The following is a 26621-nucleotide window of genomic DNA, read 5'->3' as shown; positions in this document are numbered from 1 at the left end:
ATAGAGTCTATGCAGCCCATAAAAACCGCATCCCGGCCCCGGATCCAGAACCTTTTTTTGTAAAAAAAGAAGCTGAGGCGCCGTCAAACACGGCGCACCTCAGCGGGATGATGACCTTTTTGTCTTTAGTATGGTATCCTCCGCGATGCGGCTCCGGTGATCCAGAAGATCACAGTATACACAAGAAGTGCTGTGGCGGCAGGACCGACAGCCAGGTTCACGTACTGATACGTCCACGGATCCCAGTACCCGAGTCCGTATCCTGCCGCACTGCCGAGCGCACTGATGACAGCGGGTGTATAGACCGCGGTTTTTCTGCGGCGCAGCAGAAAAATAACGGTAAGACCGAATACCAAAAATAATACGCCGGTGACCGTGTCGTTCATGAAAAAGCTGGCAGCGCCTCCGAGGAGAACGTGATGCTGTATCCCTGTTACTTCCGGTTCAAGCGTGGTAACATTGCCGTTTGATAAATCCATGGAGCGGATATGATAGTCTACAGTAGTTTGCGGCCAATTTGTATCCTCCATGTACAGCAGTCTGTTCGTTTCGTGATAAAACACCGGTGACTCGACGTTTGTGGCAGCAGATGTCAGCCGTCGTGTCTGACCGTCTGTTTGATTCAGCAGAAAAAGGTCATATTGGTAGTTGCCATTGCTGCTTGTATCTGCCACGGCGGTGTAAGCTATCTGTTCCCCGTCCGGTGAAAGCGAAGCGCCGTACATTCCATTCGGTAACTGCCGGAACGGTGCGGGAGTCTGGCTTCCTTCCGTGAGAGACACGGTTTCCACTCGTTCCTCTCTTCCGCTGCTGACTGTGAACATGAGATAATCACCGCCGGGAGAAGTCGATAGATCGTTCATTAAATAATAGTTCTGTTCGGTCACCTGCGTTACACTTCCATCTGCCGGGTTTATCTCATAAATGTCGAACCCGGAAGATGTGCCGTTTCCGGCATTCATCCATTTTTCGGCCGGCATGGCAACGGCATAGATGGACTGTCCGTCCGGAGCATAGACGGCGTCTTCGAAATGGAGTCTTTCCCCTGACGGCTGGACGCGATTGGTTTCCCCGCCCGTCACTGTATACAGCGATTGAATATCTGATGTTGATTTTCCAATAAAGAGCATTTTCGAGCCGTCCGGAGAAAATGCCGGAGCCGTTTCGGTCATATCTGTATTACTGGTCACGCGTTCCGCCGTCCCACCATCCATCGAGGTCCGGTACAATTTGGTCGTACCCTGGACGAAATACGTAAAAACAATGCTTTCATCCTGCGGTGCGATGGCTGCTTCGCTTCCCATGCCGGAATAGAACCTGTCGTTATCAAAAGCAAAGGATAAAACAAGAGAAACAGCCAAAAGCAGGCCGGCAAGCAGCGAAAGCATACGGATGGAAAAAGTAAGAGTCATATGTAACCGCCTGCCTTTGGTAAGAATTCCGACCTCTATCATAGCACTTACACGATAAGGAATATAGTTGTTATATTCTTTTTAGGAAAAAGGGCGGAGAAAAATATTGGAAGGGAATGATGGACATGTTACAAACGAGAAGATTAACGGTGGAAGATGCCGAAGCCTGTGCGGCACTCCGGGAAGAGGCACTGCGCTTTTCCCCGGAGGCTTTTGCGGTAACGTACGAAGAAGAAGCGGCCGATGACAATTTCTTAGGAATCGTGCAGGAACGCTTGTTATGGAGGCATGCGGTGACGATCGGTGTTTTTGAGGACAGCGTATTGGTGGGCACAGCAATGCTTCTGAAAAACACGCTGCAGAAAATGAAGCACAAAGCGGATCTCGAAGGCATGTATATTACCACAGCCTCCCGCGGCAGAGGAGCAGGTTCGGCGTTGATGCGCGCACTTCTGGAGCAGGCACGGCGCTGGGACATCGAACGGCTGCAGCTGGCTGTTGTCTCTTCGAATGAGCAGGCGAAATCCTTTTACGCATCGTTTGGATTTCGGACGTTTGGCACCGAACCCAAGGCGCTGAAATGGCTGGGAACGTACTGGGATGAAGAGCACATGGCTTTGTTTCTCTGATGAGCAGTGCAGATCGGGCGAAACGAAAGTTATGACGTTTTTCCGCAAATTGTGGAAACAGACGAACATGTTTGGAGCCTGAATAAGGTATACAATAAAATTGTAAGGGTTTTCAGTTGAAGGAGGTGAATAAATGAAACAGCTGAATACGCGGCAGGCGCGGTTACTGCTTTATCTGCTAAATCATGAAGGGTTTCACACGTCACAGGCGCTCGGACAGGGTTTTGAGGTCACATCCCGTACGATCCGCAGTGATGTGGACCGGATCGCAGCGTTTATCAACGAATTGGAACTGGATGCGGATATTACCAGAAAGCCGAGTGAAGGTATCCAACTGCAGGCGTCGATTAAAACAGCCCAGATGATCAAAATGGCATTGCGGCCCTATCCGGATACACAGGACCAAACATTAAAAGACATTCTTTTTGAATTTGCCTCCCGAACGACGTACACGCACGTGCAGGATGTGATGGATCGTTATTATGTCAGCCGGTCGAAAGCGCTGCAGCTGCTTGATGAACTGGAAATGTGGCTCGGGCGCTACGGTCTGGAATTGAAGCGGCGCAGACAGAAAGGCTTCCGCCTCTCGGGGGAAGAGTGGAAAATGAGACAGATGATGAAAGATGTCTTTATGGAAGAGCAGAAAAGCCACCACTGGGATTATGATGTGCAGCTCGTTTGGCAGGAATTTAAACAATTGGAACAGGAACTGCATTTTCCTCTGACAGACCGGGCGCGCAATAATCTTTTGTATCATACGTTAATATTTATACAACGCCTGAGGTTGGGGAACGTTATGCAAGAACAGGAACGAACCACCGATGACCTTCTCTACCAGCACCCGGAGTATGAAACCGCCTGCCGTTTTGTCCGCCGTCTATCCGGTCTTCTGCAAGTCCGTATCCCTCCGCACGAGGCGGACTACTTTGCTCTGCATCTGCTCGGCAGCAAGCGAGAGAGAGTGACTGACCATGCGGCAGATGAACTCAGCAGCTGGAACCTTTTCGACAGCAAAGCAGCAGCCATGATGGAAACGTTTATAGAAGCGGTGGCCTCCGATTATTCACAAGATATGGCGTCCGATGAAGATTTTAAACGGGCGCTGCTTCTCCATTTTCAAACGACGCTTCACCGGATGCGGTACCGGCTTCGTATGGAAAATCCGATGCTTCAGGAAATAAAAAAAGAATACGAATCATCCTTTGACTGGGTGAAGTATTGGGTGCAGAACGTGCAGGAGCCGCTTTTGAAAGACGTACCGGAAGATGAAATCGGCTTTCTCATGATTCATCTCCAATCGGCTATCGAACGGCACCGCCAGATAACGGAGCCAATCCGCAACGTTCTTATCGTATGTGAAAGCGGCATGGGGACCGCCTACCTGATAAAGGAAAAGTTCAATAACCTGTTTCCCGGGGTGCGGCATACGGAAGTGTCGGCTGTCCATGAATGGAAACACAAAAACGACCGGCTGCAGCCGGATTTGATCCTTTCCACTGTAGCTATTGATGATGAGCGGGTGTTCCAGGTTTCTCCGGTCTTTTCGAGAGAAGACCAGAAGGCCTTGACCGACTGGATGAACACAAAAGACAACACCAGGTCCGTTTTGGTTAAATACAGCAGCGCTTCTTTGTTTTTTCCCGGCATGCAGGCGGATTCCAGAACCGATGCAGTAGAACAGCTCGCCGATGCTTTGATCAATCAGGGGTATGCACTTCCCGCCCTGAAAGAACATGCTCTCAAACGGGAGACTCTCGGCAGTACCGCCATTTCAGCGCAGATAGCCATTCCGCACGGGCACAGGGAAGATAGTATGCATTCGGCGATAGCTGCAGCGCTCCTGCAGGAGCCTGTGGACTGGGGCGGCCAGTCTGTTTCGATCGTATTTTTTATTGCGGTGGACTATGAGTCTCCCGGAGAAGCAGAAGCTCTGTTTAAAGAACTCTTTCACGTATCCGGAATAAAGGAACGTACCGACCGGTTGAAAAAAGCGCAAACATATCAGGAATTTATCACAATTTTAAGGGAAAGCGAGGAGATTTCGTGATGAAATTAGTCGGCATCACATCGTGCCCCAACGGTATTGCCCATACGTATATGGCAGCGGAAGGCCTGAACAAAGCGGCACAGGAAAAAGGCATGGACATCAAAGTGGAAACGCAGGGGTCCATCGGGGTCGAAAATGAACTGACCGAAGAAGATATTGAAGAAGCCGACGGGGTAGTGATTGCAGCGGACAAATCCGTTGAAAAATCACGCTTTGAGGGAAAGCCGGTACTGGAGACTGATTCCTCCGAAGCGATTAATAACGCAGGAGCGCTCCTTGCCCGGTTTGAAGCCGGAGAGGTGGAAACCTACGGCGCAAAGACCGGCCGGGAAAAAGCGAATGAAAAAATAGAGGAAGAAAAATCGAAAAAGAAAAAGAAGCAGAACCCGTTGTACCGGCACTTGATGAACGGTGTTTCCTACATGATCCCCTTTGTCGTGGTGGGTGGTTTGTTAATCGCCATTTCCCTCAGTCTGGGAGGAGAACCGTCCGCAGACGGCCTCGCGATACCGGAAGGGTCTTTTTGGAATTCGATTAATCAGATGGGAAATACAGCTTTCAGCCTCATGGTACCGATTCTGGCAGGGTTTATTGCGATGAGTATTGCTGATCGTCCGGGTCTTGCCCCTGGTATGATCGGTGGTTTTATCGCAAACGACGGAAGTTTTTACGGAAGTGAGGCCGGCGCCGGGTTTATCGGGGGCATTATTGCCGGATTTCTCGCCGGGTATATCGCGAAATGGATCAAAGAAGTGAAAGTGCCGGAAATCATCCAGCCAATCATGCCTATTCTCATCATTCCAATTCTGGCTTCGCTTGCGGTCGGTCTTATTTTCATCTATGTTCTGGGAGCGCCGATTGCCGGATTAATGGAAGCCCTGACAAACGGTCTGGAAGGAATGGAAGGAGGCAGCCGGATATTACTCGGCTTAATACTGGGTGCCATGATTAGTTTCGATATGGGAGGGCCATTCAATAAAGTGGCATTTCTGTTCGGTGCTGCGCTGATCACCCAGGGACAGCCGGAAGTAATGGGAGCCATTGCCGCGGCCATCTGTACGCCGCCGCTTGGCATGGGTCTGGCCTCTCTTATCTTTAAAAGAAAATTCAAAAGCGATGAACAGGAAGCAGGAAAAGCCGCTGTAGCGATGGGGCTTGTTGGTATAACGGAAGGGGCGATTCCGCTCGCCGCAGCCGATCCATTCCGTGTTATCCCGAGTATTATGGCCGGCGGCATGAGCGCCGGAGCGATAGCCATGATGGGGAATGTCGCCGACCACGTACCTCACGGCGGGCCGATTGTCGCCGTATTCGGAGCGATAGACAACGTTCTTATGTTCTTCGTGGCTATCATCGTCGGCACGATTGTGACAGCACTGCTTGCGAATATATTGAAAAAACCAACTATGGAGGGATCCTGAATGGACATCGAAGCACTATTGCACAAAGAAGCTGTAGACACAGCGCTTGAGAGCACAGATAAAGAAGGGGCACTTAAGGAAATGGCGGCATTACTGCCGGGCAGTGTGTTAAGTGATAAACAACAGTTTCTGCGTGACGTGCACGCGCGGGAGAACGAGGGAAGTACCGGCATTGGATTTGGATTCGCCATTCCACATGCCAAATCAAACGGAGTAAAGGAAGCTGCGATAGCCGTTGGGAAGTCCCCTTCAGGTATTGAATGGAAGAGTATGGACGGCCAGCCGGCTGAAGTTATCTTTTTGATTGCTGTGCCGCAGGAAAACGCCGGTGATGATCACCTGAAAATCCTTCAGCAGCTGTCGAAGAAAATGATGGATGAATCGTTTCGCCACTCATTGAAGCAGGCGGAAACGAAACAGCAGATCATCGACATCGTATCCGGTATATAGGGTGAGAAACAGGGTGTGATACCTGAAAGCACACTACGTGAAAAATGATATCCGAACCATTTTTGATAAGATTGCCGTAATCTTCTTCGAATGATGGTTCGGATATTTTTTTGTGCAGGGTGGTGTGTGGAATGAACAAGGCGCAGGCAGGGTTCTTTTAGCGGATAAACCTGCTTGTTTGACGCTTACGTATCAGGCCGTGATTGATGGATAACACTACAATGAACGGATACTGCCCCTCCTTCGACGGATAAATGACAGTAGTTGACGGATAACCGCAGACATTTGACGGATAAGTCTTCTTTTCGGGTCAGATGGTACAGTATAGGAGCAGGCACTTTATGATAGAACGCTTTCTTTTAAATGATGTCAACATACTTGTTGCCTTATTCCATCTTTTATTTTATTGATACCACTGTCATTCAGCCTATAGGATGAGACTATACGCTATTCATCTTAGATATTGTCATGATTTATTATAAGGAGGGGTTTACGTGAGTGCAGAGGAAAATCAAAAGTCAGGGGGAACGATCCGGGCGAAAGTGCAGAAATTCGGAAGTTTTTTGAGCAGCATGATCATGCCGAACATCGGTGCTTTTATTGCCTGGGGGATTATCACGGCGCTGTTTATATCAGATGGTTTCTTCCCGAATGAGCAATTAGCTGCATTAAACGGGCCGATGATTACGTATCTTCTGCCGCTGTTGATCGCCTACACCGGTGGTAAAATGGTACACGATGTCCGGGGCGGTGTCGTTGGTGCGATCGCAACAATGGGTGTCATTGTAGGAGCTGAAGATCCGATGTTTCTCGGTGCCATGATAATGGGACCGTTGTCCGGCTGGATTATTAAGAAATTTGACGATGCGGTGGATGGGAAAATCAGGCAGGGTTTTGAAATGCTTGTCAACAACTTTTCCGCCGGTATCTTCGGCGGTGCCCTCGCTGTTCTTGGTCTTTATGCCGTAGGTCCTGTTATGGCAGGGTTCAGCAGTGCGCTTGCAGCAGGCGTCGAAGCCATTATGAACGCGGGACTGCTCCCGCTTGCCAGTATTTTGATTGAACCGGCGAAAGTACTGTTTTTAAACAATGCTATTAACCACGGCATTCTCACACCGCTTGGGGTGCAGGAATCAAATGAAACAGGTACTTCGGTTCTGTTTATGCTGGAAAGTAACCCGGGACCTGGTCTTGGCGTGCTGCTGGCCTACACTGTTTTCGGAAGAGGAGCTTCCAGAAGTTCAGCGCCGGGTGCAGCAGTAATTCAGTTTGTGGGAGGTATCCACGAAATTTACTTCCCGTATATTCTCATGAAGCCGCAGCTGCTTCTTGCGGTCATCGCAGGCGGCATGAGTGGTGTTTTCACATTTGTTTTGTTTGATGTCGGACTACGAGCCGCAGCGTCACCGGGAAGTATCCTTGCCTACTTTGCGATGACACCGCCGAATAAGTACGTATTTATGGTGCTTGGTGTTCTCGTTGCTGCTGCGGTTTCCTTCATCATTTCTTCCATCATTTTGAAGGCAAGCCGTTCTGACGAAGAAGATCTCGGATCCGCGGCGTCGAAAATGGAAGAAATGAAAGGCAAAGAAAGCAGCGTTACGTCCGGACTGAAAGAAGAAGGAGCCGAAAGTCAGGAAAGAAGCGAGGCAGAAGAGCTTTCCGGAAAAGATATCAACAAAGTGATTTTTGCGTGTGATGCCGGCATGGGATCAAGTGCGATGGGAGCTTCCGTTATGAAGGACAAAGTGAAAAAAGCAGGACTTGATATGGAAGTGACCAACTCTGCGATCAACCAGATTCCGGATGATGCCGACGTTATCATTACCCACAAAGACCTGACCGACCGGGCCAGAGGTAAACGTCCCGATGCCGAACATGTTTCGGTGGATAATTTCCTCGGAAGTCCGAAATACGATGAGCTGGTCGAGCGCTGGAAGTCAGATCAGGAACAATGATATGATGGTTAAAAAGGGGGTATGCCCTTGGCTGTCGATTATATGACCGCCCGCGAACGGGAACTGATCCGGTACCTGCTGCAGCAGGACAAAGATATTCCGGTGGCTGACGCCGCAGCGGCGCTGGATGTCAGTTCCAGAACCGTTCACCGGGATCTGAAGGGACTGGACAAAATCCTCCGCCTTTATAACCTAAACTTGATAAAATCCGCCGGAAAAGGTGTGAAAATAGAAGGAACCCGCGAAGATAAACAAGAGCTGGAGTTGTCGCTGCTCCAGCCTTCGGTCGTCGAGTACACCGCGGAAGAAAGGCGCACGCTGATTCTCTGCCGCCTGCTCGAGAGTGTGGAGCCGCTGAAACTTCAGACCCTCGCCCGTGAGCTCAAAGTAACAAGTGCGACCATCAGTTATGATTTGGATCAGTTGGAGACATGGTTTGAAACAACCGATTTATCGTTAACCAGAAGGCGCGGCTACGGTGTGACGGTAAGCGGCTCGGAATCGGCAAAACGGGCCGCGATGAGCAGCCTGATCGCTGAAAATTTCGGTGAGAATGATTTATTTCGTCTCATGAGGGAAAATATTAAGGGTAAAAATGGATTCCCGGAATCCGGAGAGATTTCAAAGAGACTTCTCGGGCTGGTCGAGCAGGATAAATGGCTGACGGTGGAGAAAATACTGGCAGATATGAAAGATGAACTTCCGTACCATTTTGCCGACAGTGCCTATGTCGGACTGGTCGTTCATTTGACGCTGGCGATCGAAAGAATTTCGCAAGGGGAAAAGATAGAAATCAACGATTCCTATCTCCGAACCCTGCAGGACACGAAAGAATATGAAACCGCCGTTCTGCTCATTCAAAAGCTCGAAAAAGTATTTCAGCTCTCTATCCCGAAAGCGGAAATCGGCTATATTACGATGCACCTGCGCGGGGCGAAAATCAGGGAGGACCAGGATTATCTTCCGAATCTTGATCACCTGTCTGCAGCGGTGTATGCTAAAGTGTTGATGGATTATATGCAGAACGCAACCGGACAGCCGCTGAAAGAAGATGATTCCCTGTACCAGGGGCTTGTTGCCCATCTTGATCCCGCGCTGTACCGCATCAGCGAAAACATGCGTATCTACAATCCGCTTCTCGATCAGATCAAAACGGATTATGAAGACTTGTTTCTTCTTGTGACAGAAGCGGTTGACGAATCTCTGGACCGGACGCTGCCGGAATCAGAAGTAGGGTATCTCACGCTGCATTTCGGTTCAGCTCTTGAAAAACTGCAAAACGACAGCAGAGTAAACGCGCTCGTCGTCTGCTCCAGCGGTATCGGATCCTCCAAAATGCTGATGACAAGGCTTCGAAGAGAACTACCGGAAATCGAGAGTCTGAAAAATATCTCCATGATGGATCTTGAAGAGTACCGGGGAGCCGGTTATGATATCGTGATTTCCACGATGGAGCTGCATGATGACGTGTTCCCATATATTGTCGTCAATCCGTTTCTGACAAAAAAAGATATTGAAAAAGTGAAGCTGTTCATCAGAAAGCTTCCGCCCTCCGAACCAAGTGGCAGCCGAACAGACAGTCAAAATGGAACGGACCCTGCAGACCCGGACGAACATTCAGGTAACGTGTCAGAGGAACTGCGCCGTATACAGGTATACACCGCACTGATGGTGCAGGTGCTGGAAACATTCAAGGTGCTGCCGCCCGTCGAGGACAGAGATCTTTATCAGATACTGACAAGAGCCGAAGCGGGTGTGAAACAGGAAGGGGTGCTGCAGAACAGCGAAACGGCCGTTGATGCACTCTGGAACAGATATCAAAAAGGCGGAACGGCGGTTCCTCAAACGAATCTCGCTCTTTTTCATGCCAGAACCGATTCGGTAATGGGACCCTGTTTTCACATCCAGCCGCTCGTACATCCAGTTTCCATGAAAGCCATGGACGGCACGGAAACAGAGGTGGAGCATCTGTTGATTCTGCTTGCGCCAAGCGGAGACAAACCGGAAACATACGACGTGTTGAGTGCGGTGAGTGAACAGCTCGTTGCAGGAAAGCAGACGCTTGATCTGTTCGCTTCCGCCGATGAAGAAAAAATAAAAAACCACATGGAGCAGGTGTTTCGTGCGTGGTTAAAAGAAAAACTATAATACGACAGGAGTGGAGTATCATGGCAAAACCAATTCTGCAGGAAGAAAATATTGAAATAAACGCGTCATTAAAGGGAAAAGAAGAAGCCATCCGCGAAACGGGACGAATTCTGGTGGACCAAGGGTATGTGGAAGAAGCTTATATTGAAGCCATGCTCGAACGCGAAGAAATGACATCAACCTACATGGGGAATTATGTGGCCATCCCGCACGGTACCGAAGAAGCCAAGTCTCTTATTAAAGAATCCGGTCTTTCTGTCGTGCAGGTTCCGGAAGGGGTCGATTTCGGCGGAAGTACGGTAAAAGTTCTGATCGGCATAGCCGGGAAAGAAAACGAGCATCTTGAGATTCTGCAGAAAATTGCCCTTATCTGCTCCGAAGAGGAAAACATCACAAAGATGGTGCAGGCACCTGATAAAGCATCCCTTCTGGCGCAGCTGAATGAGGTGAATTAAATGAAAGCTCTGCAGATCGGAGCCGGTAATATCGGGCGGGGATTCATCGGACAGCTGCTGTATGAAGCAGGATGGGATCTCTGTTTTGCTGATATTAACGACGAGTTGATTCAGAAACTGAAAGCAGAGCAGAAGTACAAGGTAGAGTTGGCCGGAGAAGAGCAGCAGATCGTTCAGGTGGATCAGGTCGACGCGGTGCATAGCGCCGAGGAGGAGGAAGAACTGCTTAAGCGCATCGCCGAGGCCGATCTCATCACCACCGCTGTTGGTCCGAATGTACTGAAGGGCATTGCCCCGGCTCTAGCCGCCGGACTCCGGAAACGACTGGATGCCGGAGCTGCCCCGGTTAATGTTATCGCCTGCGAAAACATGGCCGGCGCTACAGACCAGTTGAAATACTATATTTTCGAGCACGTTACGGATGAGGAGCAGGAGCAGATAGCTGCCTTCACAGGATTCGCCAATGCCGCGGTCGACCGCATTGTGCCGCAGCAGCCGGCTGAAAATGAACTGGATGTTACGGTGGAGCCGTTTTTTGAGTGGGTGGTCGAAACCCCTGCATTAAAAGGCGGACGGCCGGATATTCCCTCGGTCACCTTCGTGGACGACCTGACACCTTACATGGAGCGTAAGCTGTTCACCGTGAACACCGGCCATGCCGCGCTTGCCTATCACGGATTCGCCGCAGACATCGAGACGATCAAGGAAGCGGCGGAACATCCAACTGTTGCAGAAAAATTGGACAAGGTGCTGCAGGAGACGAGTGTGCTGCTCGAGCAAAAGCATGGATTTTCCACCGAAGAGATGGAATGGTATCGTTCCAAAATCACAGTCCGTTTTCGTAATCCGCACATTTCAGACTCCGTCGAACGCGTAGGACGGGGACCGGTCCGCAAGCTGGGGCCAAACGACAGGCTCGTCCGTCCGGCGCTGGAGCTGATGGAGAGGGATATAACGCCAGAAGCGCTCGCCGGCGTCATCGCCGCATGCCTGGAGTTTGACGTCAAGGAAGATCCGGAATCGGTGGAGCTGCAGCAAAAAGTTCAGGCTGACGGAAAAAAACATACTTTGGCAGCTTATACAGGACTTGTTGAAGACCATCCTTTCATTCAAAAAATCCTCTCATTTTAAAAATACAGAGACAAGAACAAAACCATTAATGGATAACAATTTTCCGAGCGATTTCTTAGTAATTCGTTCGGAATTTTTTTGTGGATCATCTATTGCTTCGTCAAAACACTTCGCTTTTACTCCGGAGTACAAGGGCGACATCGACTCGCTGGGGCTCATCGTGTCTTCTTTGCCGCGGGCATAGCTCTAAAAAGGGGGAAAGTCGCCTGCTTAGAGGACCTTCAATTAAGACCGCGCATACATCTTGATGGACGCGGTTTTGACCCGCATCCAGGGAGCCTCGACAGCCCCTTCCTTCTGAATATCGAGACTTGTATTGTCCCAAATGAAGTTGAAAAATTTCAAATTACATATATAAATACTTTTAACTAATAAATACCATCTATAAACATATAAATTTATAAAATGTATATAATTTATAAATTTATTGTTTGTACAATTCATATAGAAATATCTTTTTATATCTACTTATTTCTTTAAAATACTTATGTAACTGCGAATTTGTGATAAAAACAATGTATGCTAAAGTGCAGACATAATCAGTGAGGAGGAGGCAGACATGGACGATAAAATACGCCATGAAGTGGAACAGGCTCAAACGCAGATCATCGAAAAAATTGCTGATAACATGCGTTCCTTCGGTACATCAACGACAGTAGGAAGAGTTTTGGGGATTATCTATATGAACAGAGCTCCTATGACTTTGGACGAGCTCTCAAAAGAAACCGGAATGAGTAAGACAAGAATGAGTCAAGTTGTTCGGGAAATGATAGATTTAGACATTGCCGAACGTACTTTCCAATTGGGAGGAAGAAAGGATTACTATCAAGTAGAGCAGGATTACTACCAGACGTTTGTTTCTTTGTTTACTTCGAATTGGCGGCAGGCTATTAATAAAAGCAGGCAGTTCGAGCAAAACTTAAAAAACAGACTGGAACAGGTGCTGGCAGCCGGAGAATTAGCAAAGGAAGAAGAAGAGCAGATAAACGAACTTCTTCGTGAAATATACGAGTGGATGGAATATTACGACTGGATTCACCGGTTGATTCAGTTTTTTGAAAGCGGAGAAGTATTTGAGCATGTGCCGAAGAATCCTAATGAAAAAGGAGGAACGCCCCGGAATGAATAAGAAACCGATCCTTTCCTGTGCAATCACCGGCGCAGGAGAAACAACAACGAAAAACCCGGATGTACCTGTCACACCAAAAGAAATTGCAGAATCCTCCATTAAAGCGGCGAAAGCCGGAGCCACCGTTGTCCATCTTCACGTACGCGATCCTGAAACAGGAACATTGAGCCATGATCCGGAGCTTTTTAAAGAAACGGTGACGAGAATCAGGGAAGCCGATACAGATGTCGTCATTAACATAACAGCCGGAGGCGGCGGCGACTGGGTGCCGAGTGAGGCAGATCCTTCAAAAGGCGGAGAAGGAACCGATATTCAGACTCCTGCAGAACGTCATGAACCGGTTGCCGACCTGCTTCCTGAAATCTGTACGCTCGATTGCGGCAGCATTAATTTCGGCGATCAGGTATACCTTAATCCGGGGAGTTGGCTCCGCGAACATGCCGGCCTGATTAAGGAGAGCGGTGTAAAGCCTGAGCTGGAATGTTTCGATACTGGACAGATCCGGATGGCCAACCAACTTCATCAGGAAGGTCTTGTTGAAGATGAGATGCTGTTTCAGTTTTGTCTTGGGATACCCTGGGGAGCTGCGGCCGATGCAGAAACGATTAGTTACATGAAAAGCCGGATCCCGGAAAACAGCCACTGGGCGGCATTCGGCATTGGAGCCAACCAGATGCCGATTGTAGCAGAATCTGTCCTTCAGGGCGGCAGTGCCCGCGTCGGCCTGGAAGATAATCTGTATTTGAAAAAAGGCGTTTTGGCAACCAATGAACAATTGACGGATAAAGCGGTGGATATTATTCAAAGCCTTGGCGGCGAAGTAATGTCCCCGCAGGAAGCCAGAGAAACCCTGAAGTTGAAAAAGAGATAGCAGAACGTTCTATGTATAGAAGGAGTGACACGATGAGAGCAACCAATCAACAGCCGTCTGCAGCCATTGTCGGAACCGGCGTGATCGGGGTGGGATGGATCGCGCGGTTTCTGGCAGCAGGATACGATGTAACTGCTACAGATATGGCAGAAGGTGCCGAAGCACGGATGCGCAGAGGAGTGGAGCAGGCCTGGCCTTACATGCAGCAGCGGGGCTTGGCTGAAGGTGCTTCCCTGGACAGGCTCACATTTACAGATACGGTGAAAGAAGCTGTCTCAAAGGCAGAATTGATCCAGGAAAATGTACCGGAAAGAGAAGACATAAAGCGGAAAGTACTTGCTGACATAGATGAGCACGCCCGCGCGGACGCGGTGATTGCATCCAGTACGTCCGGCATCACCCCTTCCACGCTGCAGCAGGACTGCCGCCATCCGGAACGATTCTTGGTAGCGCACCCTTTTCACCCGGTTTACCTTCTGCCGTTAGTGGAGCTGGTAGGGGGTACGTCCACCCTGCAGCAGACCATTGATAAAGCAGAAGATATTTATAAACAGGCCGGGATGAAACCTCTCGTCATTGAAAAAGAGGTGGAAGGTCATGTGGCGGACCGCTTAATGGAAGCACTCTGGCGGGAAGCACTGCACATCGTAAATGACGGTATTGCCACGACGGAAGAAGTAGATGCTGCCATCATTTACGGTGCCGGACTGCGCTGGGCCCAAATGGGACCATTCATGACATTTCATCTGGCCGGCGGAGAGCAGGGAATGCGCCACATGCTGCATCAATTCGGCCCGGCTCTGAAATTGCCGTGGACCAAATTGGAAGCCCCGGAACTGACTGAAGAATTAAAAGAACAGGTCATTGAAGGAAGTGAAAAGGGAGCCGGCCCCCAAACGGTGGCAGAACTTGAACAGCAGCGTAACGAATTTCTGGTGAAGCTTCTAGATCTGGTAGAAGAATACTGGCCCGAACCACAGACGATTATGAACAACCGGAAAAAGGAGCCGACTCATGATGGATAACTACAATCCTTTATTAAACGAGAAAGTCCGTTCAGAGTGGGTGGACTATAACGGCCACATGAATGATGCAGCGTACGCTGTTGTATTCAGCCGGGCTGTCGAAGCGTTGATGGAAGCTCTCGGGCTTGGTGAAGCGCAGCGCCAGGCATCTTTCTACACGATCTTTACGCTGGAAACTCATCTTTGTTACCTGAAGGAAGCGGTGGAAGGAGAAAACCTGACCGTGACCTTTCAGCTCCTTGATCATGACGCCAAACGTCTCCATGTTTTCTTTTTCATGATAAACAGCAGAGAAGAACAGGTTGCCGTAAGTGAGCAGATGTTAATGGGCATGAATACAAAAACCGGCAGGCCGGATGCATTTCCACAGCTTGTAGATGAAGCGGTCAAGGATACCGCCGCTTCCCACCTACAACTGTCTGTTCCGGAAAAAGCCGGGCGCCGTATTGGGATCAAGCAGAAATAATATCCAGGCATTCAAAGGAGATTGTTCATGAGTAAAATCGATGTTCATAAACTAACCAAGATTTTCGGTCCTTCTCCCAAGAAAGGGCTGGAGCTCTTAAACCAAAGTAAATCAAAAGATGAAATACTGACAGAAACCGGGATGACGGTAGGTGTGAATCAGGCCTCCTTTTCGGTAGAGGAAGGAGAGATATTTGTCATCATGGGTCTTTCCGGAAGTGGAAAATCCACCCTGATCCGGCTTCTTAATCGATTGATTGATCCAACGTTCGGTCAGGTCTGGATTGATGATGAGGATATTACACAGGCAACGAACGAACAGTTGATAGAAACCAGACGAAAAAAACTAGGTATGGTTTTTCAGCGGTTTGGCTTGTTTCCTTTCCGTACAGTTCTCGCTAATGTGGCCTATGGTCTTGAGATTCAGGGAATGGACAAGTCAGAGCGGGAAGAAAAAGCATTACAGGCGATTGAAGATGTGGGACTCAAAGGATACGAAAAGAGTTACCCGGACCAGCTGAGCGGCGGTATGCAGCAAAGAGTAGGACTGGCAAGGGCGCTTGCCAATGAAACGGACATTTTGTTGATGGATGAAGCATTCAGCGCACTGGATCCGCTTATCCGTCAGGAAATGCAGGATGAACTGCTGCAGCTGCAAAGCAAATGGAACAAAACCGTTGTATTTATTACACATGATTTAGACGAAGCGTTAAAACTTGGAGATCGGATTGCCATCATGAAAGACGGAACCATTGTACAGATTGGAACAGCAGAACAGATTCTGGAATCGCCTGCGAACGATTATGTATCCAGATTCGTTGAAGATGTAGACCGGTCCAAAGTACTTACAGCCTCTCACATTATGAAACATCCAACGGTTCTCGCGTCTGAAAAAGACGGTCCCCGTGTGGCAGTCAGAAAAATGGAAGACGAAGGGGTTTCCAGTATCTTTGTGGTGGACCGGGAAAGACATCTGCAGGGGCTGCTGACCATTGATGATGCCATTGATGCCTACAAAAAAGGTGTTGAAATGAAAACGGTACTTGTTTCCAATTTTCATACAACCACCCCGGACACACCGATACAAGACTTGATAGCAAGTGCAGTGGACACAAAGTATCCGATTACCGTATTAAATGAAGGAAAACTTGAAGGAATTGTATCCAGAGTGTCTATTCTCTCCGGGCTGGTACTTGGTAAAGAGGAGGAGACCACAGCATGAATTTCTATCTTCCATTAGAAGAATGGACCAATACATTTGTAAATGATTGGCTGCTGCCAACCGTGGGAGGCTTTTTCGGGAGATTGAGCGACGGTATTGAAACGGTTGTAGAAGGGTTGACCGATTTCTTAATTTGGCTTCCACCATTACTCATTACTGTCATTTTAATAGCATTAACCTTATGGCTGGCCGGTAAAGGTATAGCAGTGTTTACTTTAATAGGCTGTATATATCTGGGATCTGTTGAATTATGGCCGGAGGCAATGATGACAGTTGCTATCATCATCGTTGCGACCTTATTATCTGTGGTGTTTGGTGTGCCACTTGGCATACTTGCATCCAAGAGTGAGGTAATAAACCGTATAATCAGGCCGGTTTTAGACTTTATGCAGACATTACCCAGCTTTGTTTACCTGATTCCAGCCATTCTGTTGTTTGGGCTTGGTGGTGTACCTGCCGTTATTTCGACTTTTATTTTTGCAACCCCCCCATCTGTCCGTATGACAAATCTAGGCATCCGTCAGGTGCCTACAGATATTACTGAAGCATCGAAAGCTTTTGGTTCAACGTCCTGGCAGATGTTGTTGAAAGTAGAGCTACCTATGTCCCTGCAGACCATTATGGCAGGGGTAAACCAAACGATTATGCTGGCGCTATCCATGGCGGTTATTGCGTCGATGATCGGTGCTCCCGGCTTGGGCTCGACGGTTCTGTCCGGTATTTCCAATGTGAACGTAGGCCTTGGATTAACCGGCGGTCTCGGCATCGTTGTATTGGCCATTATTATCGACCGAATCACCCAGGGCATTGGGGATAAACTCTAAACCTATGAAAAGGAGACGAACAAATATGAAAAAGTTTGGACTTAGTTTCATGGCAGCAGCAGGTATGATGGTGTTTGCCGCCTGCGGCGAATCGGAAGAAGGGAACAATGAAGGAAATACATCAGAGGCTTCAGGAGAGGCTTCCCAGAGTGAGGAGGCTGCAGATAATGAGACATCAAAAGACGAGGTTATTGAAATAGGAGTCACTCCATGGACAAGCACGGTCCCTCCTACTGAAATTGCAACGATTATCCTGGAAGACATGGGGTATGAAGTAGAACAGACGCAGGCAGATGTCGGCGGCGTATTTACCGGATTGTCCACCGGTGAGCTCGATGTATTTATGGATGGCTGGTTCCCGATGCATAACACGTATATGGAGGAGTATGGAGACAGCCTGGATGAAACGGCAGTAAGTTATCCGGAAGCGGAAGTCGGCTGGGTTGTGCCGACGTATATGGAAGACATTAACTCCCTGGAAGATTTAAAAGGCAATGAAGGACAATTTGAAAACGAAATGTATGCCATCGAAGAAGGAGCGGAAGCTACCGAAACATCCCGTAACATGGTGGAAAACTATAACCTGGACATGGAGGTCGTCGCTTCCAGTGAAGGCGGAATGATGGCACAGGCGTCCCGCAAAATACAGCAGGAAGAACCGGTTGTCTTTTACGGCTGGAGACCACATCCGATGTTTAACAACTATGACCTGAAAGTGCTTAAGGATCCGGATAATTTCTTCGAAACGTCAAAAGTGAAAGTCATTACAAATGCTGATTTTAAGGACAAAGCACCTGAAGCCTATGAATTTCTGAGCAACTGGAGTATTGACATTGGAGAGGTAGAACAGATGATTGTAGATATTGAAGAAAATAACGAAGATCCAAAAGATGTCGCTCAGGAATGGATAGATAATCATCAGGATAAAGTAGAATCGATGAAGGGAGAATAGAGCATATCTCAGGCTGCCTGCAGGTGAATAACCGCCGGCAGCCTTTTTCAGCTTCAGGGGTGTGAGAGCCGGCACTATGTATTCAAACCTTCGCGAACTGTAGTATAATAGAAGAAACCTCAGATTGTACGTAGGAAGGTATGTGGAGGTCGTGCTATGTCGAAGCAGTCAGGAGAACAGCAGATACAGGAAATCAAACTTTACGAAAGCAAGCATAAGGAAAAAGATCTGGTTCAGACCCATCATCATACGACGCATCAAATTCTTTACGTTTTGGAAGGTACCGGAAAATGCACGCTGAATCAAACGGATTACGCGCTGGAGTCAGATAACGTGGTGCTGATAGCCCCGTATACAAAGCATTCTATCCTTTCCTCTTCGAAATTGACCGTGCTCGTACTGGAATTCAATGAATCCTTTTTAAGTGATGAGGTCCGGACCGAGCTGCTGCCGTTCGTATTTAAGGACTCCAGTGTAATGAAGATGAGTCTCTTTGACAGCAGTGAACTGCGGCAGCTGCTCCGGAAAATGCTGTATGAGCAGTCCCATGGCGATAACCTGCGGATGCTGGCGATGAAGATTTTTCTGGCGGAACTGCTTTTTGTCATGAAACGATCCTACCAGTCGAACCAGATTGCTGATACGAACAAACTTAGGGTCGAATGGCTCCGGAATTACATCAACACCCATTATTATGAAATCACCGCGTCGGAAGATCTTTCGAAAAAAATGGGAATGAGCACGCGGTACGTACACAGTATATTCAAAGAACACTACGGTAAAACCCCTATGCAGTACCTGACGGAAGTCCGGCTTGAACTCGTCAAGGACATGCTCCTTGAAACCGACAACGACATTGCGTCGATCTGTTTTGAAGTCGGTTTTGAATCGGTGTCGACATTTTACCGGGTGTTTAAAAAATATGTCGGTATCCCTCCCAACCAATACCGCACCTCCCACCACGAACCAGGATACGGAGAAGACTGAGCGCTTCTTTGTGTCTTCTTTTTTTGTTCCGATTTTGAGACGGCGGTTCGCTAACTAATAAGACATAATGTATGCGTTTTTATATGATGAAGGTACATTGAATAGAAAAGAGGGGATTCTCGATGGCTGTACAGAAAATCGGCATTATCATGAATGGTGTAACAGGCCGGATGGGTACGAATCAGCATTTGATCCGTTCCATCAAGGCAATACGGGAACAAGGCGGCGTGGCGCTAGGTGATGGAGAATATCTCATGCCGGACCCGATTCTTGTTGGACGTAATGAGAAAAAACTGCAGGTGCTCGCCGAAGACCACAACATCGACCGCTGGACGACGGATCTCGATGCGGTACTCGAAGACTCCTACAACCAGATCTATTTTGATTCCCAAACGACGGTCCGCCGTGCAGAAGGCATCAAAAGAGCCATTGCAGCCGGCAAACACATTTACTGTGAAAAACCGACAGCGACTTCTGTCGAAGAATCCATCGAACTGGCGCGGCTCGCAAAAGAAGCCGGTGTGAAAAACGGTGTCGTGCAGGACAAACTGTTTCTGCCGGGTCTCATGAAACTCAAACGTCTCATTGATTCCGGGTTTTTCGGCGAAATGCTCTCCGTCCGGATGGAATTTGGCTACTGGGTGTTTGAAGGAGACTGGCAGGAAGGACAGCGTCCATCCTGGAACTACAAAAAAGAAGAGGGCGGCGGCATCATCGTCGACATGTTCGCCCACTGGAGATATGTCATTGATAACCTGTTTGGCAATGTCCAATCGCTGACCTGCATCGGCGCGACCCATATTTCGGAACGGGTCGATGAGAACGGCAAGCGGTATAAAGCGACCGCTGACGATGCGGCGTACGGCACCTTTGAACTTGATAACGGGGTTATTGTACAGGCGAACTCGTCCTGGGCGGTCCGCGTCAACCGCGATGACCTCTTAACCATACAGGTCGACGGCACCGAAGGAAGTGCGGTGGCAGGACTGCGCGAATGCAAAACGCAGCACCGGGTCAACACGCCGAAGCCGGTATGGAATCCGGATATCGAAAATCCATTTGACTTTGAAGACCAGTGGCAGGAAGTACCCGACAATCAGATTTTTGACAACGGCTTTAAAGTACAGTGGGAAATGTTTCTAAAGCACGTACATGCCGGCGAGCCGTTTCCGTGGGATCTACTTGAAGGCGCGAAAGGAACCCAGCTTTCCGATCTCGGCCTGCAGTCCTGGGAAGAACGCAAATGGGTGGACGTACCTGAAATCAAACTGTAGGAGGTTGAAAATCATATGGTTCAATCATTGATACTGCCAAAAGCAGGTGGAGAGTTATATACGTATACCCCGTCAGAGAAGCCGGCTTTTAAAGTGGAAAAAGGGAAACCGTTCGAAAAACGGACGGCTTTCTCGGCTGCCCACGTTGTCTGCGATCCGATGGCGGATGCCGATCCACTGAAGAATGCACAGATTGACTGGCAGGCGACGATGGAGTACCGCCATTATCTGTGGTCTCTCGGCTTCGGTGTAGCGGAAGCGATGGACACCTCCCAGCGCGGTATGGGGTTGAGCTGGGAAAGCGCGAAAGAATTGATTCGCCGCTCCATTCCGGAAGCACGCTCTGTAGGCGGCAGAATCGCATGCGGAACCGGAACGGACCAGCTCACTCCGTCTCCGAATCTAACCCTGGAACAGGTGGAACAGGCGTACCAGGAGCAGTGTGAATTCGTAGAAGGCGAAGGCGGTCAGGTCATTATGATGTCGAGCCGTGCACTCGCCGCCTGCGCCAAAGGCCCCGAAGATTATGAAAGGGTCTACGGCACGATTCTCGGCAATGTATCCCAGCCTGTTATTCTGCACTGGCTCGGAGACATGTTCGATCCGAACCTGAAAGGATACTGGGGCTACGAAGATCTAGACAAAGCGACTGACGTATGCCTGAAAGTCATTCAGGACAATGCGGAAAAAATCGACGGTGTGAAAATATCCCTGCTCGACAAAGACCGCGAGATTGATATCAGAAACAGACTGCCTGAAGGCGTGAAGGTATATACCGGAGACGACTTTAATTATCCGGAGCTGATCAAAGGCGACGATAACGGCTACAGCGATGCGCTTCTCGGTATTTTTGATGCTATCGCACCAGCTGCGGCGGCCGGATTGCAGGCGCTCGATGAAAACGATTTAAAACGTTATCATGAGATTCTTGATAAAACAGTGCCGCTTGCCCGCCATATTTTCCAGCATCCGACGTTTGCCTACAAAACCGGTGTCGTCTTCATGGCATATCTGAACGGACATCAGTCCCACTTCCGCATGATCGGGGGCGCGGAAGGTTCCCGCTCCATTATCCATCTCAGCGACCTGTTTGTGATGGCCGATGAAGCCGGTCTTCTCGAAGATCCTGACATGGCCGTTGCGCGGATGCGCCCGGTACTTGAGCAGGCGGGTGTGAAACAGGAGGTGTCAGACTCATGAGTAATGCACCATCGCTTTCCCGGCTCAGCCTGAACCAGATTACGACCGAACAATGGTCGCTTGAAGAAGCGGTGCAGGGATGTCTCCGTCATGATGTACCCTGGATTTCCGTCTGGCGTCACAAGATTCACGAGATCGGTCTCTCCCAAAGCAGAAAATTAATAAACGACGCGGGACTGAAAGTGTCCAGTGTCTGCCGGGGCGGCATGTTTCCGGCACCTACGCCGGAAGAGAGAAGAGAGCGGATTGAAGACAACAAACGCGCCATCGAAGAGGCGGCGGAACTCGGGACGGATGTCCTTGTCCTCGTCTGCGGTCCGGCGCCGGACAAAGATATCGACAGCGCCCGGAAGTGGGTGGAAGAAGGAATCGAAGAATTGATTCCATTTGCGCGGGAGTATGGTATCAAACTCGGTATCGAACCACTTCATCCGATGTATGCCGCGGACCGTTCTGTCATTTCCACACTCGGCCAGGCAAACAGCATCAATGAAAGAATGCAGTCGGATCATGTCGGTGTCGTCGTTGACGTTTTTCACGTCTGGTGGGATCCCAATCTGTACCGGGAAATCGAGCGGGCGCAGGGCAGCATCCTCGGATTTCACGTCTCCGACTGGGTTGTTCCGCTGCCTGATATTTTTAAGGCACGCGGCATGATGGGAGATGGTGTCATTGAACTGAGACGGATGCGCCAAGCTGTCGAAGCAGCCGGTTATCATGGTCCGATCGAAGTCGAAATTATAAACGATGCGATCTGGAACCAACCCGGTGATGACACACTGAAGCAGATGAAAGAACGATACACAGATTACGTCTAAGCGTATCACAGGAAACAGCATCCCTTTTCATCTATAATAGGTGAAAAGGGATTTTTTCGTCTCCGGTATTTTTTCTTTCTTTTGAAATGAACGCGATATGAAGATTTATTCCAATTAAACACAGAAATATTTCTGAAAATGATAAAACACTTCTGATAGTAATAAGATTACACCAATAAAAACGGATATAATTAAAAACAAACAAATATACGATTATTTTGTAAGGGGTTTCAACGATGACGGTGGTTAATTTATTTATGGAGGAATCAACGTGAAAAAAATATCTCTTTTAAGCATTTTTATGGTGCTGATGCTGATAGGCACAGCCTGTTCCACGTCGGATACATCCGGTTCGGGTGAAAATGGAAGCGGTAACAATGGTATTCAGCAGAGAACACTCACCCTTGCGCATATTCACGGATCGGCAAGTCCTGTATACGAGAGTCTCGAGCAGTTTGAAAAGATTGTCGAAAACAAGTCAAACGGAAACATACAGATTAATATTTACGGCCAGGCAACACTAGGCGGGGAGACAGAGATGCTGGAACTTCTAAAGACAGGGGTTCTCGATATGGCGAAAGTAAATGCTGGTAAGCTGGAAAGTTTTTCGAAGCAGTTTTCGGTATTCAGTCTTCCTTACATTTTTCAGAACACAGAGCATTTTCAGAATGTCATGCATTCAGAAACCGTAGATCAAATGTATGCTGATCTGGAATCGGTAGGTCTGCGGGGAATCACCCATTACAGAGCAGGAAAGCGCAGTTTTTACACCGTAGATACTCCGATTAAGAAACCCAGTGATCTGGAAGGCCTTAAAATCAGGGTAATGAATAATTCTACTTCGATTCGGACGATGGAACTGCTTGGAGCGTCTCCGACTCCGATGGCGGCTTCAAACGTATACTCCGCCCTGCAGCAGGGTGTCATTGACGGCGCGGAAAGCAGTCACATTGCTTTGACCGATGCAAACCACGGCGAGGTGGCCAAAGCTTTCTCTTATGACGAGCATACGCGGATCCCCGACTTTCTCACGATGAGTGCACAGACCTGGAATAGTCTCACAGATCAGGAGAAACAGTTGATCCAGGACGCTGCGGATCAGTCCTCGGACGCCCATAGTAAAAGATGGGAACAGCTGATGGCTGTAAGTAAAAAAACAGCCAAACAGGAGATGAATGTAACCTTTTATGAAGATATCAATAAAGAGCCGTTCCGCGAAAAAGTGCAGCCACTGATTGATAAGCGTCGTGAAAATGAAAAAATTGCGGATATTCTTGATGAATTCGAAAGCCTTAGAGAAGAAAGCAGTTCATAGAAGCTGAAAGGAGGGCATGCATCCATGCAGAAAACGAAAAAATCCATCGACACCTTTTTATTGACGACAGCCAGTATCCTGCTTGTACTTTTGACGCTTGCAACATTGTGGCAGGTATTTACCCGTTTTGTTATAGGGAATCCGAGTGTGGTGACAGAAGAAATAGCACGCTTTACTCTCATATGGATAGCGCTTCTCGGCGCAGCCTATGGATTCGGCAGTGATGAGCATTTATCGCTCGATTTTATCAGGGAAAAATTTCAGGGGAAAGCGTACTTGAGGATTCGCGCCGCTATAGACGCCGTAGTACTCCTGTTTGCGCTGTTTGTGCTGGTGATCGGGGGAGGCATTCTTGTCAGTGTCACATGGAGTGAAGTATCGCCGATCATGGGTCTCTCCATGGGAGCCGTATACAGCATCGTGCCGATTTGCGGAGTATTTATCATCATTTATCAAGTGATGAATGTTCTGATGAGAAACAGCGTTAAAGGGGAGGAACAGACATGAGTGTAACCATTTTGACAACAATTGTGTTATTTGGAGTATTTTTTATTCTACTGTTTGTAGGGGTTCCGATATCGGTCAGCATCACCGTCGCCACTATTCTGGCCGGTCTCATAGTTCTGCCGATGGATTCCTCCCTGCTTGTCGCATCCCAGCAGATTATATCGGGAATTGACAGTTTCGTCTTAGTGGCTCTTGTATTTTTCATGCTGGCAGGAAGTATTATGAACAATGGAGGCATCGCTCAGCGTCTTATTAATCTGGCCAAGCTGATCGGCGGCAGAATGTCCGGATCCCTTGCCCATACGAACGTTATTGGTAACGTGCTGTTTGGGTCCATCTCCGGTTCTGCCATCGCATCCGCTGCGACGATGGGCAAAGTGATGGGCCCGCAGCAGAAAAAAGAAGGATATGATCCTGCTTATTCCGCAGCGGTGAACATTGCGTCTGCACCAACGGGACAGATTATACCTCCAAGTGGTATCCCTATCATCTACTCTCTCTTGAGCGGCGGAACGTCTATTGGGGCGTTGTTTATAGCGGGTTACGTGCCGGGGATTTTGATGGCGCTGCTCGTGATGGTGGTGGCCTATATTCTCGCCAAACGCAATAATTATCCGGTAAGCGGTGGGGCAACCATGAGCGAAGCGGTAAGAGTGATCCTGCAGGCCATTCCAAGCCTTCTTTTGATTGTAGTCGTCATCGGCGGAATTGCAGGAGGAGTATTTACCGCAACAGAAGGTTCCGCGGTTGCCGTATTGTATGCGTTGGTACTTAGTATGATTTATCGTGAAATTTCGCTGAAGGATATACCGAAGATTATGAAAGAAACGGTCGCATTTTCCGGTATGATTCTTCTTCTTGTCGGCGCATCCACTGCGATGTCCTGGGTCATGACATATGCCCGGATTCCGCAGACACTGACCAGTGCGCTGCTCGGGCTCTCGGAAAACTACTACATTATCATGCTGATTATTGCACTGCTGCTGTTGTTTGTGGGAATCTTTATGGACGTGGCACCGGCGCTTCTCGTGTTTACTCCGATTCTGTTCCCTGTCGCGACGGAACTTGGCGTCGACCCTGTTCATTTCGGTATGATTATGACGATGGGTCTTGCCATCGGGGTGACTACACCGCCGATTGGTACCGTATTGTTTATAGGAAGCAGTGTCAGCGGAGTGAGTATCGAAAAAATTGTCAAACCGCTTCTCATTTTCTATATTCCACTTGTCATCGCCCTGCTTCTTGTCACTTTCATCCCACAAATCAGCCTGTGGCTTCCGAGAGCCCTGGGGGTTATTGGATAAAAGAAAAAAGGGGGGGGGGGGCTGTATCAAAAGGTACAGCTCCCTTTTTATTTTCTTGTTACTGATATGCATGTTCCAGCCAGGTGGATGCCATCAGCATGTCGCCTTTTGTATTCATGTGGACGCCGTCTGTGGTGAGCGGGGTTTTGGTGTCTGCCTTCAGGTAGTTCTGAAATGCCTGATGGGTTGGGATAAGCACGGTTTCGTATTTTTCCGCCAGCCGCTGTACAGCTTCCACATAAGGCTGCAGCAGGATATTGCCCTCAGAAGAAGCATCTTCATGAATCAGGGTGGGCTCCATCAGAATCAGACGCGCCTTGGTATGTTCTTTTGTCCGTATCAGCAGTTTTTCATAGACTTCCAGGAAAGTGTCCGGATAAACCTGGTCGATCCAGGGACGGTCCAACTGTCTCCACACGTCATTGATGCCGATGGAAATACTCAACCAGTCCGGCTGCTGTTTCAGCACATCCTCCTCCCATCTGTTATCCAGATCTGTAATGCGGTCGCCCCCAATTCCTTTATTATGAATATTAAGCGCAAGCGAAGGATGCCGGGTCAACAGATAATCGTGAATCAGTCGGACATATCCCTGACCGATTCCCTCTGCATCCTCCAATCTTCCATTCTCCGTAATACTGTCTCCTATCAACACAAGCCGGTCTTTGGTATTCCAGTTCATATTTATTCCTCCCTCTTTGTAATTAATTATTCTCCCACATGCTCTTGTTTTCTCCGTATTTCTATCCTATCAATGATCACCAGATAGGTGCGTTCCCACCTCACGGAAACACAAATTGTTATCTATAACAATTTGATCCAGTACAGAATCCTTCCATCTGTCCAGACAGGAATTTGTTGGTAAATTAGTGTATGACCGTGCTCTTGGAAATCACCCACATCGCACATGGTCGCTAACCCTCCCATATATCACTGGCTGAAGGTCCATACATTCCTTCGTCCGGCGTATCCATGTGGTGGGGGGGGGCGGCTAAGCTCCCTAGCTGGGTCTGGGCCCGAATGGAAAAAATGAACGCCGCCTCGGCACTATTGGTGTTTGTTCTATAGGCACAGAAG

General features: G+C 48.7%; 24 protein-coding genes. 22 read left to right on the top strand and 2 right to left on the bottom strand.

Annotated features, from left to right (window positions below; all coding sequences use genetic code 11):
• Positions 1-125 precede the first annotated feature (125 nt).
• The gene (locus BM124_RS15670) at positions 126-1412 is read right to left on the bottom strand and encodes a TolB family protein (protein WP_170841174.1); all 1287 of its coding nucleotides are present in this window, start codon (positions 1410-1412) and stop codon (positions 126-128) included.
• Between the two features lie 119 nt (positions 1413-1531).
• On the opposite strand from BM124_RS15670, the gene BM124_RS15665 reads away from it, so the two are divergent.
• From BM124_RS15665 to BM124_RS15565, 22 genes are all read left to right on the top strand, one after another.
• Positions 1532-2041, top strand: a complete 510-nt coding sequence (locus BM124_RS15665) for a GNAT family N-acetyltransferase (RefSeq protein ID WP_170841173.1) — start codon at positions 1532-1534, stop codon at positions 2039-2041.
• Positions 2042-2174: 133 nt separating this feature from the next.
• The gene (locus BM124_RS15660) at positions 2175-4088 is read left to right on the top strand and encodes a BglG family transcription antiterminator (RefSeq protein ID WP_093338923.1); all 1914 of its coding nucleotides are present in this window, start codon (positions 2175-2177) and stop codon (positions 4086-4088) included.
• Positions 4088-5509 (top strand): PTS fructose transporter subunit IIC, encoded by a 1422-nt coding sequence (locus BM124_RS15655; protein WP_244504371.1) that lies wholly within the window; start codon positions 4088-4090, stop codon positions 5507-5509. The genes BM124_RS15660 and BM124_RS15655 overlap by 1 nt, the downstream gene beginning before the upstream one ends.
• Entirely contained in the window at positions 5510-5959 is a 450-nt protein-coding gene (locus tag BM124_RS19340; protein WP_244504370.1) for a PTS sugar transporter subunit IIA, read from the top strand. It begins immediately after the preceding gene.
• A gap of 572 nt (positions 5960-6531) precedes the next feature.
• Positions 6532-7917, top strand: coding sequence for a PTS mannitol transporter subunit IIBC (locus tag BM124_RS15650; protein ID WP_093338953.1), 1386 nt, complete (start codon positions 6532-6534; stop codon positions 7915-7917).
• 27 nt (positions 7918-7944) lie between these two features.
• A complete protein-coding gene (locus tag BM124_RS15645; protein ID WP_170841172.1) occupies positions 7945-10065 on the top strand; it encodes a BglG family transcription antiterminator in 2121 nt (706 codons plus the stop codon).
• Positions 10066-10085: 20 nt separating this feature from the next.
• The gene (locus tag BM124_RS15640; protein WP_093338920.1) at positions 10086-10520 is read left to right on the top strand and encodes a PTS mannitol transporter subunit IIA; all 435 of its coding nucleotides are present in this window, start codon (positions 10086-10088) and stop codon (positions 10518-10520) included.
• Entirely contained in the window at positions 10521-11651 is a 1131-nt protein-coding gene (locus BM124_RS15635) for a mannitol-1-phosphate 5-dehydrogenase (RefSeq protein WP_093338919.1), read from the top strand.
• Positions 11652-12210: 559 nt separating this feature from the next.
• Positions 12211-12780 carry a GbsR/MarR family transcriptional regulator gene (locus BM124_RS15630; protein ID WP_093338917.1) on the top strand — a complete coding sequence of 190 codons (570 nt, stop codon included), beginning with the start codon at positions 12211-12213 and terminating at the stop codon, positions 12778-12780.
• Positions 12773-13651, top strand: a complete 879-nt coding sequence (locus tag BM124_RS15625) for a beta-keto acid cleavage family enzyme (protein WP_093338916.1) — start codon at positions 12773-12775, stop codon at positions 13649-13651. The genes BM124_RS15630 and BM124_RS15625 overlap by 8 nt, the downstream gene beginning before the upstream one ends.
• Before the next feature lie 32 nt (positions 13652-13683).
• On the top strand, positions 13684-14676 hold the full coding sequence (locus BM124_RS15620) for a 3-hydroxyacyl-CoA dehydrogenase NAD-binding domain-containing protein (protein ID WP_093338914.1): 993 nt from the start codon (positions 13684-13686) through the stop codon (positions 14674-14676).
• The gene (locus BM124_RS15615; RefSeq protein WP_093338913.1) at positions 14666-15142 is read left to right on the top strand and encodes a thioesterase family protein; all 477 of its coding nucleotides are present in this window, start codon (positions 14666-14668) and stop codon (positions 15140-15142) included. Before BM124_RS15620 ends, BM124_RS15615 begins: the two co-directional genes overlap by 11 nt.
• A 27-nt stretch (positions 15143-15169) precedes the next feature.
• The gene (locus BM124_RS15610; RefSeq protein WP_093338911.1) at positions 15170-16363 is read left to right on the top strand and encodes a quaternary amine ABC transporter ATP-binding protein; all 1194 of its coding nucleotides are present in this window, start codon (positions 15170-15172) and stop codon (positions 16361-16363) included.
• The gene (locus BM124_RS15605) at positions 16360-17187 is read left to right on the top strand and encodes an ABC transporter permease (protein WP_093338909.1); all 828 of its coding nucleotides are present in this window, start codon (positions 16360-16362) and stop codon (positions 17185-17187) included. The genes BM124_RS15610 and BM124_RS15605 overlap by 4 nt, the downstream gene beginning before the upstream one ends.
• Before the next feature lie 25 nt (positions 17188-17212).
• Complete coding sequence (locus BM124_RS15600; protein ID WP_244504369.1) at positions 17213-18139, top strand: glycine betaine ABC transporter substrate-binding protein; 927 nt, start codon at positions 17213-17215, stop codon at positions 18137-18139.
• 156 nt (positions 18140-18295) lie between these two features.
• Positions 18296-19126 carry an AraC family transcriptional regulator gene (locus BM124_RS15595; protein WP_093338908.1) on the top strand — a complete coding sequence of 277 codons (831 nt, stop codon included), beginning with the start codon at positions 18296-18298 and terminating at the stop codon, positions 19124-19126.
• 122 nt (positions 19127-19248) lie between these two features.
• Positions 19249-20400, top strand: coding sequence for a Gfo/Idh/MocA family protein (locus BM124_RS15590; RefSeq protein ID WP_093338906.1), 1152 nt, complete (start codon positions 19249-19251; stop codon positions 20398-20400).
• A 15-nt stretch (positions 20401-20415) separates the two neighbouring features.
• Positions 20416-21600 carry a dihydrodipicolinate synthase family protein gene (locus BM124_RS15585; RefSeq protein WP_093338904.1) on the top strand — a complete coding sequence of 395 codons (1185 nt, stop codon included), beginning with the start codon at positions 20416-20418 and terminating at the stop codon, positions 21598-21600.
• Positions 21597-22418: a sugar phosphate isomerase/epimerase family protein gene (locus BM124_RS15580; protein ID WP_093338903.1), complete on the top strand. Its 822-nt coding sequence runs from the start codon at positions 21597-21599 to the stop codon at positions 22416-22418. Before BM124_RS15585 ends, BM124_RS15580 begins: the two co-directional genes overlap by 4 nt.
• Before the next feature lie 271 nt (positions 22419-22689).
• Positions 22690-23733 carry a TRAP transporter substrate-binding protein gene (locus BM124_RS15575; RefSeq protein ID WP_244504368.1) on the top strand — a complete coding sequence of 348 codons (1044 nt, stop codon included), beginning with the start codon at positions 22690-22692 and terminating at the stop codon, positions 23731-23733.
• 24 nt (positions 23734-23757) lie between these two features.
• Positions 23758-24240 (top strand): TRAP transporter small permease, encoded by a 483-nt coding sequence (locus BM124_RS15570; RefSeq protein ID WP_093338901.1) that lies wholly within the window; start codon positions 23758-23760, stop codon positions 24238-24240.
• Complete coding sequence (locus BM124_RS15565; protein ID WP_093338899.1) at positions 24237-25544, top strand: TRAP transporter large permease; 1308 nt, start codon at positions 24237-24239, stop codon at positions 25542-25544. Before BM124_RS15570 ends, BM124_RS15565 begins: the two co-directional genes overlap by 4 nt.
• A gap of 58 nt (positions 25545-25602) precedes the next feature.
• Here BM124_RS15565 and BM124_RS15560 read toward each other — a convergent pair whose 3' ends face one another.
• Entirely contained in the window at positions 25603-26226 is a 624-nt protein-coding gene (locus tag BM124_RS15560; RefSeq protein ID WP_093338898.1) for an SGNH/GDSL hydrolase family protein, read from the bottom strand.
• Positions 26227-26621 lie beyond the last annotated feature (395 nt).

This window comes from Salibacterium halotolerans (assembly GCF_900115625.1).
Lineage (GTDB): Bacteria > Bacillota > Bacilli > Bacillales > Marinococcaceae > Salibacterium > Salibacterium halotolerans.
This window is presented reverse-complemented; position numbering and strand designations above follow the sequence as displayed.